The sequence below is a fragment of the Oribacterium sp. WCC10 genome (assembly GCF_900113415.1).
Classification (GTDB): Bacteria; Bacillota; Clostridia; order Lachnospirales; family Lachnospiraceae; genus Oribacterium.
Genome location: NZ_FOPH01000027.1, coordinates 1 through 17,088 on the forward strand (window position 1 = coordinate 1; position 17,088 = coordinate 17,088).

At 42.9% G+C, this 17,088-nt stretch carries 14 protein-coding genes; 1 reads left to right on the forward strand and 13 read right to left on the reverse strand.

Features of this window, described 5'->3' with window-relative positions; translation table 11 throughout:
* Positions 1 to 340: 340 nt before the first annotated feature.
* The 11 genes from BM294_RS14210 to BM294_RS14260 form a co-directional block, all read right to left on the reverse strand.
* Positions 341 to 1,486: a glycerate kinase family protein gene (locus BM294_RS14210; RefSeq protein ID WP_091209587.1), complete on the reverse strand. Its 1,146-nt coding sequence runs from the start codon at positions 1,484 to 1,486 to the stop codon at positions 341 to 343.
* A 12-nt stretch (positions 1,487 to 1,498) separates the two neighbouring features.
* Positions 1,499 to 1,927 carry a PPC domain-containing DNA-binding protein gene (locus BM294_RS14215; RefSeq protein ID WP_091209589.1) on the reverse strand — a complete coding sequence of 143 codons (429 nt, stop codon included), beginning with the start codon at positions 1,925 to 1,927 and terminating at the stop codon, positions 1,499 to 1,501.
* 121 nt (positions 1,928 to 2,048) lie between these two features.
* A complete protein-coding gene (gene garR / locus BM294_RS14220) occupies positions 2,049 to 2,939 on the reverse strand; it encodes a 2-hydroxy-3-oxopropionate reductase (protein WP_091209591.1) in 891 nt (296 codons plus the stop codon).
* Between the two features lie 430 nt (positions 2,940 to 3,369).
* Positions 3,370 to 4,950 carry a PrpR N-terminal domain-containing protein gene (locus tag BM294_RS14225; protein WP_091209593.1) on the reverse strand — a complete coding sequence of 527 codons (1,581 nt, stop codon included), beginning with the start codon at positions 4,948 to 4,950 and terminating at the stop codon, positions 3,370 to 3,372.
* A 441-nt stretch (positions 4,951 to 5,391) separates the two neighbouring features.
* The gene (locus BM294_RS14230) at positions 5,392 to 6,246 is read right to left on the reverse strand and encodes an aldo/keto reductase (RefSeq protein WP_091209595.1); all 855 of its coding nucleotides are present in this window, start codon (positions 6,244 to 6,246) and stop codon (positions 5,392 to 5,394) included.
* A gap of 99 nt (positions 6,247 to 6,345) precedes the next feature.
* Positions 6,346 to 7,245, reverse strand: a complete 900-nt coding sequence (locus BM294_RS14235; protein WP_091209597.1) for a dihydrodipicolinate synthase family protein — start codon at positions 7,243 to 7,245, stop codon at positions 6,346 to 6,348.
* Between the two features lie 173 nt (positions 7,246 to 7,418).
* Entirely contained in the window at positions 7,419 to 8,309 is an 891-nt protein-coding gene (garR, locus tag BM294_RS14240) for a 2-hydroxy-3-oxopropionate reductase (RefSeq protein WP_091209598.1), read from the reverse strand.
* A 257-nt stretch (positions 8,310 to 8,566) separates the two neighbouring features.
* Positions 8,567 to 9,403 (reverse strand): MBL fold metallo-hydrolase, encoded by an 837-nt coding sequence (locus BM294_RS14245; protein ID WP_091209600.1) that lies wholly within the window; start codon positions 9,401 to 9,403, stop codon positions 8,567 to 8,569.
* Between the two features lie 121 nt (positions 9,404 to 9,524).
* Positions 9,525 to 11,039, reverse strand: coding sequence for a tripartite tricarboxylate transporter permease (locus BM294_RS14250; RefSeq protein WP_091209602.1), 1,515 nt, complete (start codon positions 11,037 to 11,039; stop codon positions 9,525 to 9,527).
* 16 nt (positions 11,040 to 11,055) lie between these two features.
* On the reverse strand, positions 11,056 to 11,514 hold the full coding sequence (locus BM294_RS14255) for a tripartite tricarboxylate transporter TctB family protein (protein WP_175494710.1): 459 nt from the start codon (positions 11,512 to 11,514) through the stop codon (positions 11,056 to 11,058).
* Positions 11,515 to 11,645: 131 nt separating this feature from the next.
* A complete protein-coding gene (locus BM294_RS14260) occupies positions 11,646 to 12,641 on the reverse strand; it encodes a Bug family tripartite tricarboxylate transporter substrate binding protein (protein WP_091209606.1) in 996 nt (331 codons plus the stop codon).
* 444 nt (positions 12,642 to 13,085) lie between these two features.
* On the opposite strand from BM294_RS14260, the gene BM294_RS14265 reads away from it, so the two are divergent.
* Positions 13,086 to 14,015, forward strand: a complete 930-nt coding sequence (locus BM294_RS14265) for a LysR family transcriptional regulator (RefSeq protein ID WP_091209607.1) — start codon at positions 13,086 to 13,088, stop codon at positions 14,013 to 14,015.
* Between the two features lie 194 nt (positions 14,016 to 14,209).
* Here BM294_RS14265 and BM294_RS14270 read toward each other — a convergent pair whose 3' ends face one another.
* The gene (locus BM294_RS14270; protein WP_091209609.1) at positions 14,210 to 15,559 is read right to left on the reverse strand and encodes an enolase C-terminal domain-like protein; all 1,350 of its coding nucleotides are present in this window, start codon (positions 15,557 to 15,559) and stop codon (positions 14,210 to 14,212) included.
* 320 nt (positions 15,560 to 15,879) lie between these two features.
* Positions 15,880 to 16,845, reverse strand: coding sequence for a hypothetical protein (locus BM294_RS14275; protein ID WP_091209611.1), 966 nt, complete (start codon positions 16,843 to 16,845; stop codon positions 15,880 to 15,882).
* Between the last annotated feature and the right edge of the window lie 243 nt (positions 16,846 to 17,088).

Sequence of the window (17,088 nt, forward strand, 5' to 3'; positions counted from 1 at the left end):
GTTATTCGTGTTCGGGCGGGTCATAAAGTCTCAAATCATCGTGCAAGCACGTGATTTGGTACTTTTGACCCTTACATCATTACATATCATTGATGTAACGCATTTATCTTATGGAACTCATTCGTTAAGATATTGGAATGATTCAGCATTCATAAATCACATAAAATGTAAAGCTGATCACTTCATGTCAACTTCATTTTAAGCTACTAAAAAAGACTTTAGATGTCCCAATAGTGATATCTAAAGTCTTTTTTTATCATTTTAAGATGGTATGCTGAACATTGTATCAAAACCATGACAGGATTTTATCTTATCAGTGGTTGTCAAATGCTGTCGATATTCATCCGGCACTGAGTGTCATACCGGCTTTGATGAACCTGAACATACGGACAGCACCCTTATAATAGAGATCTTCTGCATTATCAAGAGCATCCTTCAACGGCATTGGTCCGTCAACAGTTGTCATGATGGAGCTGATACCATGCTCATAGATCTTCTCATAGTCAGGGCCAAGACTTCCGCAAAGCGCAGCCACCGGCACCTGATGATTCTTCGAACGATCCCCTATACCCTGCATAACCTTTCCGAAGCAGGACTGCCAGTCGGTTCTGCCTTCACCGGTTACAACAAGATCAACTCCCTTTAAACGTCCATCAAAGTCAATGAGATCAAGTACCGTATCGATACCGGATTTCATCTCTGCTTTCAGGAATACCTTAAGAGCGGCTCCCAGACCTCCGGCAGCACCGGTTCCCTGAATCTCATCGGGATTGATACCGAATTCTTTAATGATCACATCCCTATAGTTCTTCATTCCGCTCTCAAGCTCATCCAGTATCTCAGGAGTACCGCCCTTCTGTTTTCCAAAAGTATAAGTCGCTCCGTCAGGACCGCAAAGAGGATTGGTTACATCACACATAACAGTGAAATGAGCATTCTTCACAGCAGGATCAAGACCGGTGACATCTATATGTCGTACTTTTACAAGGTCACTGCCCTTTCCTTCAAGTTCCTTACCATCTTCATCTATAAATCTTATTCCGAGAGCTCTTGCAAATCCCATGCCGCCATCGTTTGTGGCCGAACCACCGATGGCAATGGCTATATCTGTATAACCCTCGTCAAGAGCCGCTTTAAGAAGCTCTCCTGTTCCATAAGTAGTTGTATTTAACGGATTTCTTTTATCTTCAGGAACCATAGGAAGTCCTGAGGCTGCTGCCATCTCAAGTATGGCCTCTTTATCCGAAAGCTTTCCGTAGAAGGCATGTTCCGTTTCCATGAGCGGTCCATGGACATCAACATTAACAATCTCACCATGTCTTGCTTTAACTACAGCTTCTGTTGTTCCCTCACCGCCATCAGCAACGGGAACACCATCCGTCTCACACTCTCCAAATACCTCGCGAACCGCCTTATTGAGCAATTCGATGGTCTGGTCACTTGATAAAGTTCCCTTAAATGAGTCTGATGCAAATAAAAATTTCATTATGATTCCTCGTCAGTCAAACTTGAACAGATTAAGTCCTGTATTTGTGATGTTATCCTTTTCTCTTCCAACGTGTCCATCAATCACTGTAATAAACAGTTCTGATGTCCCGCTTATCCTGACTTCCTTCAGATGTCCACCATAGGTATGACCTTCCGAATCGGAAGCGTTGATGTGGATGTGAAGATACGGTTTCCCATTTATTTCGGTAATATTTCCAACAATTGATGTTATCTCAAGAGGAATATCAAGTCTTGTCTCATTGAACTGCTGCGCATCGACATCGTACAATCCCATAACAAGATGGTCAGCCGCACCGAGACCAACAATCGATCCAAGCCTTATATTCTCTTCCTCGCACACCTTTGTAACAGACGCCATGATTTCCTCACCGCGGTCTACCCTTAAAACTATCTGATCTCCAAATACTCTGTAATCCACTCTATGTTCCTCCCAATGAATGATTTCAAACAATCCATTATACATCCATCATGAAAGTGACAGACATCTAATGTCTGTCACTTTTAAACGATAACATACTTTGAGCAGCAACCGCTTATGATCAGTCTTCCCTGACGGAAACACCGGTCATTCTCTCATAGTATCTTACAATATCATCATGATCGCAGTCAGCCTCATCATGATTCATAAGCTCCTGCATAACTTCCATCATATGTGCTGTCATAGGAACAGGCATGTTGATTGCATGAGCGGCATTTAATGCATTGGTGAGATCCTTGATATGAAGTTTGATGCGGAATCCCGGATTGTAATTTCCGGAAAGCATCATAGGAGCCTTGGCATCAAGAACTGTTGAGCCTGCCAATCCGCCTCTGATAGCTTCGTAAACAAGTCTCGGATCAGTTCCGGCCTTCTTTGCAAAGGTTAATGCCTCTGCAACAACACCGATGTTTGCAGCAACAATCATCTGGTTCGCGAGCTTCGCAACATTTCCGGAACCGCTTGGTCCTACATAAACAACTGATGAAGCCATCGCCTTAAGTACTGATACGTACTTGTCAAATGTTTCCTTCTTTCCGCCGACCATAACAGAAAGTGTTCCGTCAATAGCCTTTGGCTCACCACCTGATACAGGACAGTCAAGCATATCGATACCCTGTTTTGCAAGCTCTGCAGATATCTTCTGTGATTCAACCGGATCGATAGATGACATATCAAGAACTGTCACATCTGATCTGCCGCCTTCGATGACACCGCCTGCTCCAAGTGTAACCTCACGAACCTGTGGGCTGTTTGGAAGCATGGTGATGATTACTTCACATCCCTGCTTTACTTCATCTGCTGCATTCCTGGCACCTTTCGCTCCAAGAGCAACAAACTCATCTATAACTTCCCGCTTATGTGTTGTAACAACTACATCATGTCCTGCCTTGATAAGGTTCTTAGCCATCGGCTTACCCATGATTCCAAGTCCGACAAATCCTATCTTCATATCTTTTCTCCTCTTCTCAGGAAACATCCTGTATAGTTCCTGACGGATGGTTCCTTCACAATATTAAAGATCCTGTTAATCGCTGTTTTTCTTTTGTCCGCGTAGAAAATCATCGCATTAAGTTTATCTTTACCTTAAAGATCACTATTACTCTCTGAAATCATCATTTCTTCTTTGGTAATCTTTACGATCATATCTTATTAAATATCTCATTTATAAACAATCTCAAATCATCACAAAGGACGTCAGTAATTTTGCTTCATACGTCAAAACAATTCGAGACATTTCAAATAGTTTCAATACAGCTCATATTCTGTCAAAATACATCAGAATCCGACCATACATGCTGAATTGCAGATGAGATCCAAGTCGAGGTGCCGGTTTGTAAGGTGAGATGCGGCCATCCATCCCTCATCATCACACACCCGGTTCAAAGTATGTCATATCTCTTCAGTTTTCTCCAAAGTGTTGTTTTGCTTATTCCAAGCTCTGCAGCGGTTTTCTCTCGATTTCCCATGTTTTTGCTGATGATCTTTAGTATGCGATCCCTTTCAAGATCCTGAACAGTCAGGTTACGGATAACCCTTTTCCCGTTCCCGGAAAACTCCGCCATTCCGAAATCCTCTTTTTTGTCATAAATAGTCTCATCCACCATGTCACCGCTTTCACTACAGTTCTCAGCAACCTCAGAAAGTCTGTCTACGGTTTCTTTTCCATAAAGCTCATCATATAGTTCTTTTATATCTGCCGCCTTCAGGTTTCTGTGCTCTGCGCTTATAACAAGTCTCTCTATAAAACTTTCAAGCTGAATCCTACCTCCATTCCATCCATGAAGCTCCAGTTCCTTCTCTCCGTCCTTTGTAAGAATATGATACTTTCCATAGCGTTCCGTCACGCTCTGCATATAGACATTGGCAAGATATGCGATGTCCTCAGGTGTCTCCGAAAGAGACGGGATTTTGATGACAAATGCAGACATCCTTGCGTAAAGATCGGGTATGAAATGAACCATGTAGTTTTCATTCTTTGCCACCATGATGACATGCCTGAACATCAGGATCTCAAGCAGTTTCTTTTGCGATCTTTCATCCAGATACTCTATATTGTTTATAACGAGGGAACCCTTAAGAGAATCATTGACCTTTCCATTACGACCGTATAGATCATCATAGGCAGACTTACCCTTCTCACAGTCATAAATAACAAGTTTTTCCTTTGAGTGTTTCGAGCTGTTATGTATGGCATTGATAAAGGCTCTATGAAGATTTCCCACAGGTTCAACGATAATCTTTGGACAATCCGTCTTTGAAAGCTTTTCCGCAAGATCCACAGCTTTCTGCATCTTCTGACTCTTATATGGAAAATTCACAAATGAATTATCTTCTTTACCTGCTCCCTTTTCCTTAATGCGTATACCATTAACCGGTATCTCGCCGTTCTCAAATGTATCCGCAAGGAGAAATGCCTCTTTGATGGCATTTTTCACCGCATCCTCAGTATTTGCGAGATACAGCGCCGGTATTCCTGCATTATCTGCCATGCTGAGAACCGTGGATCCCCCTATGATAAGGTCTGCTTTGTCCTCTATCGCCTGCATGGCAGCAGATTTCAAAAGCTCAGGATTCTGTATAAGATACTCTCTTAAGTTGACTCCACACTTTTCTCCTATACCGGTCATATCACAGGCCATATTTTTGGACATGACTATAGCGATATTAGGATTCTTCTTCCCTAAAATCCGCTTCGCCCTTTCAAGCATATTTATGAGTCCCTGTCGCGTCATGATTATCTCCACAACAGAAACATCCGTATACTGTTTTATGACTGTGGCCTGAAGACCTCTCGCTATAATGATGTCTGCCCCCTGGTTTATGGCCTGACGGGCTTCTGTCACTGCACTTTCCGTTTCAATTACTTTCATCAGAAAAAGACGCTTCTTCATTTCCTGCAGAACATCATGGGAAAGTCTGAACAGTTCATCATTGGGTACCAGTAGCGCTATATTCGCCATATCTCCTCCAAAAAGTATATTTATAAATCCGAACGGGTAAGCACATTCATTCGGATTCCGACCTGATCACTTACATTACTGTGGTATAAATCAATGCCTCATATCGATAATTTCAAATCATTTCAACCTGTTTCATTTTTGTATTTTAGCATCAAAAAAGAGCATGGTACAGAAAACCACGCTCTTAGTAAGATTAGAAATACTGATGTCTGTATAAGCATTATTACTGAGGAACCACTGATTATATCAGTGGTTCCTCATAGCCTCCTGCGTCGGGCACGGATTTTCATATGAATTTGATGCTTCGCATCAAAAATCCGGCCAGAGAAACGCTTTAATCAGCGTTTCCCTTAAACTCTGAGTTTTAAATGTCAGCAGATCAAAAGCTCCCGCATCTATAAATCATACGGTGTACCTTTAATAGCGGTAATACACCTCCCATTACTGCATATCAAGATATTCCTTGCGGGTCGGCGCAGGATATGCCTTGTCTATGAGAGCAAGTTCCTCTTCTGTCAGTTCAATACTGTCTGCATGAGCATTGGACAGAGTATGCTCGGGTCGCGAACTCCTTGGTATAGCGATGGTATGTCCGTTCCTTATGTTCCACGCAAGAAGGATTTCCGGTACAGCTACCCCGTATTTCTTGGCAATTTCCTCTAAAGTATGATTCTGCATGAGACCTCTCTTCAGTGAACCTGCCTGGGCAAGCGGACAGTAGGACATAAGTGCCACATTATGCTCCAACATCCAAGGAAGCAAAGAGTACTCTATACCTCTTGAACCTGTATGATAAAGAACCTGATTCACAAGGCAGTTCTTTCCATCCGGTACACTCCAAAGTTCCTCCATGTCATCTATATCAAAGTTAGAAACGCCCCATGCTTTGATAAGACCCTCTGCTCTAAGCTCCTCAAGTCTTGAAACTGTCTCTGAAAGCTTAAAGGAACCTCTCCAGTGATAAAGATACAGGTCAAGATAATCCACTCCCATGCGGGAAAGACTTCTTTGAAGAGCCTGACGCATTCGTTTTCCGCCTGCATTTGTGGGAAGAACCTTTGAAACCAGATATAGACTTTTCCTGTCAACGGTACTGATTGCTTCGCCAAGCATATCCTCTGCTGCACCGTTTCCATACATCTCAGCTGTATCAATGAGCGTCATTCCCGCTTCTATACCCTTACGAATACCATCTATCTCTCTTTTTCTCTGAAGACTGCTCTCACCGAGATACCAGGTGCCCTGTCCGAGAGCCGGTACTTTTATGCCATTTCCAAGTGTAACTTCATGTTTCATAACTGCCTCCCATCATCCTGTGTATTAAATTAATAATACCACATGAACGATGATGATTTCATTGAATATATAAGCTTTTTTAAGCTTTTTCCAATGCTATCAGATGAGACCGGCTTCCTTCATAACCTTCCTGAAATAATCAAGTGTTGCAGCATTTGTTGTTGGAAGTGATGGCAGATAAGGATCTCCTACATTTTCACCGCGGATGTTAGCCATATCCTTTGCGGCCACAGGGAATGAAGCCTTGTCCATAGCAAGACGAACAGGATTAAGCTTGAACTGAGCCTCACGTGAACCCTCAAAATCACCGGCTACGTACTTATTGTAAACATCGCCTATAAGCTCAGGCATGAAGTTTCCTGCAGTACATACGCCGCCTACAGCTCCAAGACAAAGAGATGCAAAAAGAAGTGTGTCCTTTCCTCCGAATACCTTGAAGTTAATGTCTCTGTTTCTTCTGATAAACTCCTCTGTAAGTGTGATATCTCCTGAGGTATCCTTCATTCCCACGATGTTTGGAACCGCATGGGCAATCTCTGTTACAAAGTCTGCGGTCATTCCATATCCCACACGCCCCGGATTGTTGTAAAGAAGAACAGGTGTCTCCGGAACAGCTTCGGCTATAGCCTTAAAATGATTGAAAAGTTCATCATGTGTAGGCTTCAAAAACATTGGCTGGAGAATGGAAACGCAGGCAGCTCCGTTTGCTACTGCCATCTTTGCCAGACGGATGCACTTCTTTGTATTGATGGCACCGATTCCGAAATATACAGGAACTCTGCCGGCAGCCTGATCAACCATAATCTTGAGTCCTCTCTCCATCTCCGATTCTTCAAGCTGGTAGAACTCACCGTTTGAACCGAAAGCAAGAATTCCCTGAAGTCCGCCGTTGATAACATAATCAACCTGCTTTCTCATTCCTGCTTCGTCGATTTTCTCATCCTTATCGATAACTGTGATGATAGGTACCACAACACCTTTGATAAAATCTGTATTCATAAGATATCCTTTCGTATTAAACATTTTTCAAAATATAAAAACGCTCTTCACCCGAGCTGAATTTCCTTTTTATGCTTTGAAAAATCCCGGTACCGGATGTATCAAAACATTTACAGTACCGGGTGCATGCAAGTGATATATAACTATGGCTTATCCGGATTGCGGATCAGGCGTTACTTCTTTACGATTGAAACGCCTGTCATTCTCTCATAGTATCTTACGATGTCATCATGATCGCATGATCCCTCATCGTGATTCTTAAGCTCCTGCATTACTTCCATCATCTGAGCTGTCATAGGAACAGGCATATTGATGGCATGAGCAGCATTAAGGGCATTGGTGAGATCCTTGATGTGAAGGTCGATTCTGAATCCCGGCTTGTAGTTGCCTGAAAGCATCATAGGAGCCTTTGCATCCATAACTGTTGAACCTGCAAGACCGCCGCGGATAGCCTGATATACAAGCTCAGGATCTGTTCCTGCCTTCTTGGCAAATGTAAGTGCCTCTGCAACGATACCGATGTTTGCAGCAACAACCATCTGGTTTGCGAGCTTTGCAACATTTCCTGAACCGATAGGTCCAACGTATACTACTGAACCTGCCATAACCATGAGCATGTCATAGTACTTGTCAAATGTCTCCTTCTTTCCTCCAACCATTACAGAAAGTGTTCCGTCGATAGCCTTTGGTTCACCGCCTGATACAGGAGCATCAAGCATATCTACGCCAAGCTTCTCAAGATCTGCAGAAATCTTCTTTGACTCAACCGGGTCGATGGATGACATATCGATGAGAACTGACTCACCTTTACGGAAGCCCTCCGCAAGACCCTTCTCATTAAATACAGCAGCGCGTACATGTGGTGAGTTTGGGACCATTGTGATAACAACATCAGCAAACTCCGCAAGATCCTTGCCGCAGGTACCTGCCTTTGCTCCACAGGAAGCAACATCATTTACCGCCTCCTGATTGAAATCATAAACCATAAGCTCATGACCGGCCTTTAAAAGATTCTTTGCCATCGGACGACCCATGATACCAAGTCCAAGAAAACCAACTTTCATCTGAAAATCCTCACTTTCGTTTTTAATACTGATTGATCTTTCATTTCGGATTAATGCACATATCCTTCATTAATACCGTTTTATCGGAGACTTTTCTGTCTCCAGACTTTTCTATAAATCTTGTATGGTCATGATATATAATTCACGATTTTGTCACAACACGTAAAATATCCAAAAATAATATATATAATGTGCATTTCGTCAAATGAATCATTCCATGATTAAAATATTTCATTTCGTTTCATTTATTTACTTTCTCATTTCATCAGTGCCTTCACCTGACGCACTCTCTCATCGATAAAATCCGCCCAGACCGTATCGTCGAGATAAGGCTGACTCTCATGAGTATATGATCCCGCCCTGTCCATTATTTCTATCTGATTCGGATGTGACGGAAGTGCTATATCCACATGAATCTTCTTTAACTTCTCTGCATCATTAAAGAAGCGTTCTCTAAGATCAGGAGTCAGGTATTTGCTGGTGCTGTAATAATCATCGTTCATGGTATTGGCACCCACACCACCATGCATTGCAACAGTGTAGGTTTCACCTGTCACAGGATTCTTTTCATCCCAAAAGAAACTGGTACATCCGATCGTATGACCCGGGGTAAGAAGTGTACGTATGGAAATGTCTCCGAGAGTTATGGCATTATCATCACTGTAATGCTTATCCACTCTGATATGCTGAACATGCCACATATCGTGAGGCAGTTCTGTTTCCTCAGGCACCTTCTGCATGAATTCATCATCTTCCTTTGACATATATACAGGAGCACCGGTAAGGTGATGCATAATGGCAGCTCCTCCGAAGTGATCAAGATGAGCATGACTTATGAGTATCATCCTTATATCTGACATTCTGTATCCCAACTTATAAATGGAGTCCACCATCATATAAGCACTTTCCGCAATACCGGTATCCAACAGTATAAGTCCGGCACCGGTATCAATGATATATGCACCCACCCATGTCTGACCTCCCACATAGTAGGTTCTGGGTGAAACCTGAAAAGGTTCCACCGCATATTTCCACGGCTCTTCACAGAGGGTCCGTACAGGATCCGGCAGAGCCTTTGAACATCTGAATGGCATAAAAATTCCTTCTTTCGTTTTATTTCCAAAATCACTATATTCTGTATGTTTCTATTCTTTCGATGTATCACACATAGTATTTACATCATTTATGCAAATACCATAATCATTTTTTCTCTTGTCACGCGGCAGTATCCACTTTCTTATCTTCTTTCTTTACGACCCTGGCGAAAACCATCTTTATGACAGGCGAGAACACACAGCATATTGCGATAACATTAAACACACATGAAATAGGGCGGGTGAAGAATGTTGCAACTGTTTCAGTGTTTTGGAATGCCTTAAGCATATTGCTTTCCATGGTCGGTCCGAGGATAAATGCAAGGATCAGCGGTGACTGGGGCAGTCCGCCGTAAGCCATGATACAACCGATAACAGCGAAGAACAGCATCATTCCGCACTTATAAAGTGATGATGAATCAACATAGGCACTGATAAGAGAAACCACGATAAGCGCCGGATACATATAATGATATGGCACCTTCAGAATCTGTGGGAACACCCTCATTCCGATAGCCTGAAGCACAAAGCAAACTGCCGCACAGATGGCAACAACCACAAACATAAGGTAAACGATGTCACCACTGTTTCTGAAAACCATAGGTCCCATTTCAAGCCCGTGAATGGTAAGAGCACCTATAAGGAGGGCTGTACATGAGTCTCCCGGGATGCCGAGAGCCGCCATAGGAATCATGGCGCCACCGATGGAAGCATTGTTGGAACACTCGGAAGCCCAGACGCCCTCCGGATTACCTGTTCCGAAAGCCTCAGGATGTTTTGAATTGTTCTTTGCCATAGAGTAGGCAACAAGATTGGAAAGTCCTGAGCCCATGCCCGGAAGGAATCCGATTCCAAGTCCGATAAGAAAAGAGCGGATAATGTTTACGATATTTTCTCTTATATCAGAGAATTTGATACCTATTCCCTTTATCATGTTGGTGTCAACTGTTGGCAGCGGATCAAAACCCTTTGCATGAGCGATGATCATCATGCTCACACCGAAGATACCGATGAGAACCACAGTCATACCGAGGCCGCCCATAAGGTACATATTGTCAAAGGTAAATCTGGCTTGCGCATCTATAGGTGAATAGCCGACTGATGCAAGAAGGAGTCCGAGACAGGCACTTGAAAGGCCCTTAAGCATATTGCCCTTTGAAATGGCAAGCACCATTGTGATAGCCATGAAGCAGAGGCCGAAATACTCCCATGGACCAATAGCAAATGCAATATTTGCAACAGTCTGTGCCAGGATGGCGCCTACTACCGCACTGAAAAATGTTCCTATAAACGACGCTGTCATACCTATGGCCAGGGCTCTTCCCGCCTGTCCCTTTTTAGCCATAGGATGCCCGTCAAAGCAGGTTGCAACAGACGAAGGCGAACCCGGAATACCAAGAAGAACAGATCCGATAAATCCGCCTGAGCATCCCCCGATCCAAAGTGATAAAAGAAATACTATCGCCGGGCCTGTGGACATTCCGTAAGTAAGTGGCATGAATAGCATAACCGCCATGGTTCCGTTAAGTCCCGGGATTGCACCAAACACGATTCCGATAACATTACCAACAAGTAGAAGTAACAGGTTAAGAGGATTCGTGATCTGTGCAATGATAAACGCTGCATTTTCCAACATTTCTATTCCTCCCCTCTTATCCGAATATTCCCATCGGAAGCTGATATCCGAAAGCTATCTGATATGCCAGAAAGATCACTGCCGTCATACCTAGTGAAAATATGATCCTTGTCACCGGCTTTGTTTCATATCCTTTTGCATACCAGGTTGATAATGCATAAAGATATACAGGTGTGGCTATGAAGAAACCAAGGTACTTCATTACAAGGATATATGCAGCGATGGCAACGATATTTACGATGAGTTTTATCCAGCCTTCCTTTACAAGGAAAGTCTTTTCGACCTTATTCCTGCAGCCTTCCAAAAAAATCCCTGCACCGCAGATGACAAAGCCAATGGCTGCAAGTCCGGGTAATGCTTTGGGACCGGGGTAGCTTGCTTTAAACGGAACTTTAAAACTGCTGATCATCACGAATACAAATATGCCGAGAGCCACAATCACAGCTCCGGTTATCTGATCTCTGGTAACCTTCATTATCAATCTCCTTTTATACTCTTTAAGCCCAGCATAAGCCGGGATCATCCGGTTTTTTTCCATATTATGCAGGACTTATATAAGTAATGCCCACATCGTTCCGCTCAGAAACAATGTGAGCATAATAGTCATTACTTCTGTACAAGTCCAAGTTCTTCAACTACTGAGTTGATACTTGCCTGCATATCCGCAAGCTTCTTTGGACCTTCTTCATATGGCAGGAACTCCATAGCCATGCCTGCAGGCTCAAGAACCTCATTTACCGCCTTGCTCTGTGCGGCCGCTGCATATGCATCATAAAGCTTCTTTGCAACTGCCTCATCCATGTCCTTAGGTCCTGCAAAGATATTGTAGGAAACAAAAGAACAGTCAATGCCGGATTCCGTAAGAGATGGTACATCAGGAAGAACTGAAGATCTTGCACCCTCTTCACCGTTTGTGACAACAGCAAGAGCATTTGCCTTACCTGACTCAACATACTGCTTGGCCTGATTAACATTAACGATGCAGGCATCGATGGTATTTCCAACAAGTGCTGTAAGCTTCTCGGTATCTGATCCTGACTCAACATACTTGACATTGATTCCCGAAGCCTTGGCCATTAGTCCTGTGATAACATGTGTTGTTCCGCCTGTCTCGATACCCATCTTAATCTCACCGGACTTACCCTTGCTTACGAAATCATCAATCGTCTTCATATCTGAATCAGCAGAAGTTACAAGAATATACTGTCCCTTTTCTGTTCCCTGGCTTACTGCGAAGACCTTGAAATCATCAGTGGCAGTCTTGTCATAAACCTTTGTGGCAGACTTGATAAGCATTGACGCATGATACTGAAGGATTTTTGCGCCATCGCCCTTTGCCGTACGAACCGTCTCCATGGAAACTACTCCACCACCGTCAGTATTGTTAACTATAGTTACATTTGATCCTGTCTGTGTGGCTACCTCCTGACCAAGGGTTCTTGCCATGACATCGGTTCCGCCGCCTGCCTTTGCAGGAACCTGAACCTCAATATTCTTCGGAAGTTCACCTGATGTTTTAGCGCCACCTGAAGCGCCGCAACCCATAAGTGCAGCAGACATAGCCGCGATAACCAATCCTGTTAACAGTCTCTTTTTGTTCATTTCGTCCTCCTGAAATCATGAAGCTTGAAACCACTCTTCTTAAGTCAAAAGAAATGCCTTCATCCGGACTAATGGTTGTGTGATTGTATTCATCTCTGTTGAATCTGCACATACAATAAATATGTAAGTCTCGAAAGTCTTTGGCATTAAATTCAATCTTTTTTTCGCTTCATTTAACGTTGACTGTATTATAAATTGGCAGTAATCTTAATTGAACTTAATCGAATTAGTTGATTAGACTTAGTATTATTAAGTGTACCGGGCAATCCCAATGGAAGCACTTACAAAAGTCTTATTGCACAAAATACCGAATTGATATTATGCAAAATCACTTGTATTTGGTGCAAATGTTTAATCATTTTATACTTCCTAAGCTTTATTCATAAACTTTGTGAACAAATTTCGATTTTTTGTTAATCTGGATTATCAGGAGAAACAAACAGAATGGATTTGAAACCTTTGGAAAATATCATTGCAATATATAACGAGGAAAGCATCGCCAAGGCCGCAGAAAAGATGTTCGTTACACAATCGGCTCTTAACCAGCAGCTCCTAAAACTTGAAAAGGAACTGGGAACTCCTCTTTTTGAAAGGCGCTATCACAAAATGATACCTACATTTGCAGGACGCCTTTATATCTCAGCCGCGAGAAATATCTTAACCATAAAAAATGATACCTATAAGATAATCAGAGACAGTGCCAACAATACCGTAGGTGAATTTTCAGTTGCCTGTACTCCGGAACGTGGAGCAGCTACATTTGCAGATATATATCCGCAGTTTCATCAGGAGTATCCGGATTTCACCATTCATCTCGAATGTGCCAGAGTTCCTAAGATGGAGCAAATGCTGCTTCACCATGAAGTTGGATTTGCATTCCTCAGCTACTCAAAACTGAATCCCTTAAATCCGGCTTTTGATCATATAGATCTTTCTCCGGAGTCAGTTATACTCGGAATCCCAACTTCTCATCCTCTTGCATCTATGGCGGGTAAAGACAGCTGGAAAACATTGCCGTATATTGATATCACACAGTTAAAAAACGAAAGCTTCATCATGCCGTCTCAGGAAACCATACTGAGGAAGATGCTTGACCAGTCTTTCAGAGATATATCCATGCAGCCTAAGATTCTTTTCGAATCCTCAAGTTCCGTAACAGTTCTTAAGATGGCTATAAACCAGCTGGGACCGGCATTTTTCCCGGAATCATACGTGAATGAAAAGTTCCCTATTGCATACTTCCGTATAAATAAAGATCTACAGTGGATGCGTTGTGTGGCATTTCATAAAGGAACTTATATTACGGCTCCGGAACGACGTCTTTTTGAACTCTGGAAACAGGCTATCAGCAGTCCGTCTGTAATCATGGTGTAAAATGAAAGGTAAACCCACAGAAAAAATGAATCTTCAATGTCAACAAGCCTTGCTACCTGAAAGAACATGAAGCGAAAAAATCCGGCAGAGATGAACACGTAAGTGTCCAATCCTTGTCGGATTTCTTGAGCATTATGTTCTTTCACCGCAGTGAGGCGTTGACATGAAGACTCATTTTTTCGTCCGGATACACATCACCTTACAAGGCAAGGCTTCTTATGATCATATTTCCACCCAGGAATCAGGTACTGCATAGACTTCGCATCATCCCTGTCATGACTCGGAAGACTTTTGTAGAGCCTGTTAGCCTCCATAACCCTATCCATATTGAGATGAACTCCGAGCCCCGGAGCGTCAGGAACCTGAAGCTTACCATTCACGATCTTAGGAGTATCATAAAGAAGATTCTGACCATCCTGCCAGATCCAGTGTGTGTCGAGAGGTGCAGGTGTACCTACCGCTGCGGCACCCACCTGAGCAAAAGCAGCAAGAGTAATATCAAAATGATTGTTGGAGTGAACGCCCCATGTAAGTCCCCATGACTCAAGAAGCTGGGACATGCGGACAGCACCGTCAAATCCCCAGAAATGAGGATCCGCAAGTATGATGTCACAGGCGTTCTGGCTTACAGTGTGATAGAACTGTCTCCAGTCTGTCGCTATCATGTTGGTTGCAACCTGGAAACGGGTTGCATTCTTAAACTCACGCATTATCTCACGGCTTGAATAACCTGCCTCAGGTCCGCAAGGATCCTCCATGTATGTGATCACATCGTGCATATCCCTGCATAGTTCTATAGCTTCTTTCAGACTCCATGCGCCATTCGGATCAATATTAATACGGGCATCCGGGAACCTCTTCTTAAGTGCTCTGCAGGCATCCATTTCGTCTGATCCCGAAAGAACTCCACCCTTAAGCTTAAAGTTCTTAAAACCATACTTTTCGGATACTGCCTCAGCCTCTTCAACTATTCTCTCAGGTGTAAGTATCTCTTCACGTCTCAGTCTGAACCATGGATCAAGACTGTTACTTTCATCAAGATACTGCATATCCCCAACAGGAACCTTTTTCTTATCGGAAACGTAGAAAAGATACCCTAGCATCTCTACTTCTTTTCTCTGCTGTCCCTCGCCCAAAAGATCACACATTGGAACACCAAGGAACTGCCCCATCAGATCCATCATGGCACACTCGATAGCCCACTCGCTCTTTACAACAAATTTAAGCTTTGAAATATCAAGAGTCTGTATCCCCTCTCCATCATCTTCCGTTGCAGGATTTCCAATCCTGTGAATCTTCTGAAGTATCTGGCGATACTTTGATACAGGCTGTCCCTCCACAAGAGGGCGTACTGCATTTAAACAATCACAAGTATAATCTCCTCCATGAATCTCGCCTACACCCTGATGTCCGGCATTATCCTCCAGTACAACAAGATTTCTTGTAAATGCAGGCGCATGGCATCCAGATAATGTCATCAGCATGCTGTCAAAACCCGCAACGGGAATGACTTTCATTTTTGTAATAACCGGTGTGTCTGTCATCTCATTTCCTTTCTAAAAAACGTCAGCCCAATGGATTTCATTCTCAAAGGGCTGACGTTACATTATCTTTCACGCTATAGAAAAATTTATCCCCTGACCGCTATTATAAGCCAAAGGTTCACTTAACCAAACTTAATGAGTAACAGGCGATAGACTTAAAATAACTAAGGATACACTGATTATTTCAGTGTTTCATCACAGCCTCCGACACAGGGGCACAGATTTTCAAAGGAAAGTGATGCTTCACATCGAAAATCCGGGCAGAGAAACGCTTTAATCAGCATTTCCCTGACCGGATTCTTATCATTTGCATTAAATTCTTATACTCCAAGATTCTCTGCCAGTTCCAATATCATCTTTAACTCCGGATATGGATCAAATGTCAGACTCTGCTCAGTGGGAGCCGAACTTGTGGAAACTGCCATTGCAAGGAATCTGCTGCGAATGTAAACATCCACTATATTCCCACGAACACTTACCGCAATTTTACCGGGAGTATATTTATCGATATCTTCAAATCTCGCCACAAATTTTTCGGGCGGCAGCATTCTGATCTTCTGTGCCATTGCAGGTATCAATGCATTATCCTCTGCATCTTCATGCTCTTTTTTCCTGCACTGCCCTACATAAAGATAGTAATTCCCGTTAAGTCCTATCTCTGAAACAGGGACCTTCTTAAGGTTATTCTGTTCTTCATAGAACTTCTGCTGCATAACAGTAGGAACTGCATCCTCTTCAAACATTCTGAAGTCATAACGGGTATTCTCCGGAAGCTCTATATGTGTCCAGCATCCACAGTTCTGAAAGACGCGTTTCTTTCCTCTTGTACCACTGTCCTTTAACCTGAAGTCCTCACTTATGACAACATCTGATACTGTGACCTTCATGCCCCGACACTCTCCCTGAACAGTTTCATAAAAGGAAACTCCATCCTGTCCAGGAAGTACCGGAACCAGCTGAGCCACTTCAATCTCTTTTTTTGTGAGCTGCTCCGATCCGTTTTTCATTACTTCATTCGTTCCCAGCAGTCTTGCAATCGTAAAAAGGACATTGCTCTCATTCACATCAGATATATACTGTTTTTCAAAAGGCCTGAAGAATAACAGATGGTACGCAACCGCCGCAAGTAAGAGTCCGAAACTGACAGGATATTTTTTCACTATTATGGCTATCACGGCCACAACAAGTATTCCTATAAGTCCGAATGCTCTGAATTTAAAATTAATATGTCGCTCCCTCAGCTCTCTTACAGTTTCTTCCAATGTTTCAAAATTCACCCGTTTCATATTTACCCGTATATCCCTGACATCCTTGAATTCAAATACCAGGGAAACACTGATTATATCAGCGTATCCCTAAGTCTCTTCCACATAATGAAATGCAAGCGTGAAGATATTTGCAGCACTATCGGCAGTATAACTGTACCAGGCACCTGATTTGTGCTTACCGGATGTAAATGGGATCAATCCTTTCTCATGACTCTATAAAAGATCAGGGACGTGCATATATGCGCGTCCCTGAAAAATATA

What these genes read in the sequence shown, in the direction of transcription:
- BM294_RS14225 (WP_091209593.1), bottom strand. Translation starts at nt 4,950, where the DNA reads ATGGCGAATATAGCGCTACTGGTACCCAATGATGAACTGTTCAGACTT.
- garR (WP_091209598.1), bottom strand. Translation starts at nt 8,309, where the DNA reads ATGAAAGTTGGTTTTCTTGGACTTGGTATCATGGGTCGTCCGATGGCA.
- BM294_RS14235 (WP_091209597.1), bottom strand. Translation starts at nt 7,245, where the DNA reads ATGAATACAGATTTTATCAAAGGTGTTGTGGTACCTATCATCACAGTT.
- BM294_RS14230 (WP_091209595.1), bottom strand. Translation starts at nt 6,246, where the DNA reads ATGAAACATGAAGTTACACTTGGAAATGGCATAAAAGTACCGGCTCTC.
- BM294_RS14265 (WP_091209607.1), top strand. Translation starts at nt 13,086, where the DNA reads ATGGATTTGAAACCTTTGGAAAATATCATTGCAATATATAACGAGGAA.
- BM294_RS14250 (WP_091209602.1), bottom strand. Translation starts at nt 11,039, where the DNA reads ATGTTGGAAAATGCAGCGTTTATCATTGCACAGATCACGAATCCTCTT.
- BM294_RS14270 (WP_091209609.1), bottom strand. Translation starts at nt 15,559, where the DNA reads ATGACAGACACACCGGTTATTACAAAAATGAAAGTCATTCCCGTTGCG.
- BM294_RS14255 (WP_175494710.1), bottom strand. Translation starts at nt 11,514, where the DNA reads ATGAAGGTTACCAGAGATCAGATAACCGGAGCTGTGATTGTGGCTCTC.
- BM294_RS14275 (WP_091209611.1), bottom strand. Translation starts at nt 16,845, where the DNA reads ATGAAACGGGTGAATTTTGAAACATTGGAAGAAACTGTAAGAGAGCTG.
- BM294_RS14245 (WP_091209600.1), bottom strand. Translation starts at nt 9,403, where the DNA reads ATGCCATTCAGATGTTCAAAGGCTCTGCCGGATCCTGTACGGACCCTC.
- BM294_RS14210 (WP_091209587.1), bottom strand. Translation starts at nt 1,486, where the DNA reads ATGAAATTTTTATTTGCATCAGACTCATTTAAGGGAACTTTATCAAGT.
- BM294_RS14260 (WP_091209606.1), bottom strand. Translation starts at nt 12,641, where the DNA reads ATGAACAAAAAGAGACTGTTAACAGGATTGGTTATCGCGGCTATGTCT.
- garR (WP_091209591.1), bottom strand. Translation starts at nt 2,939, where the DNA reads ATGAAGATAGGATTTGTCGGACTTGGAATCATGGGTAAGCCGATGGCT.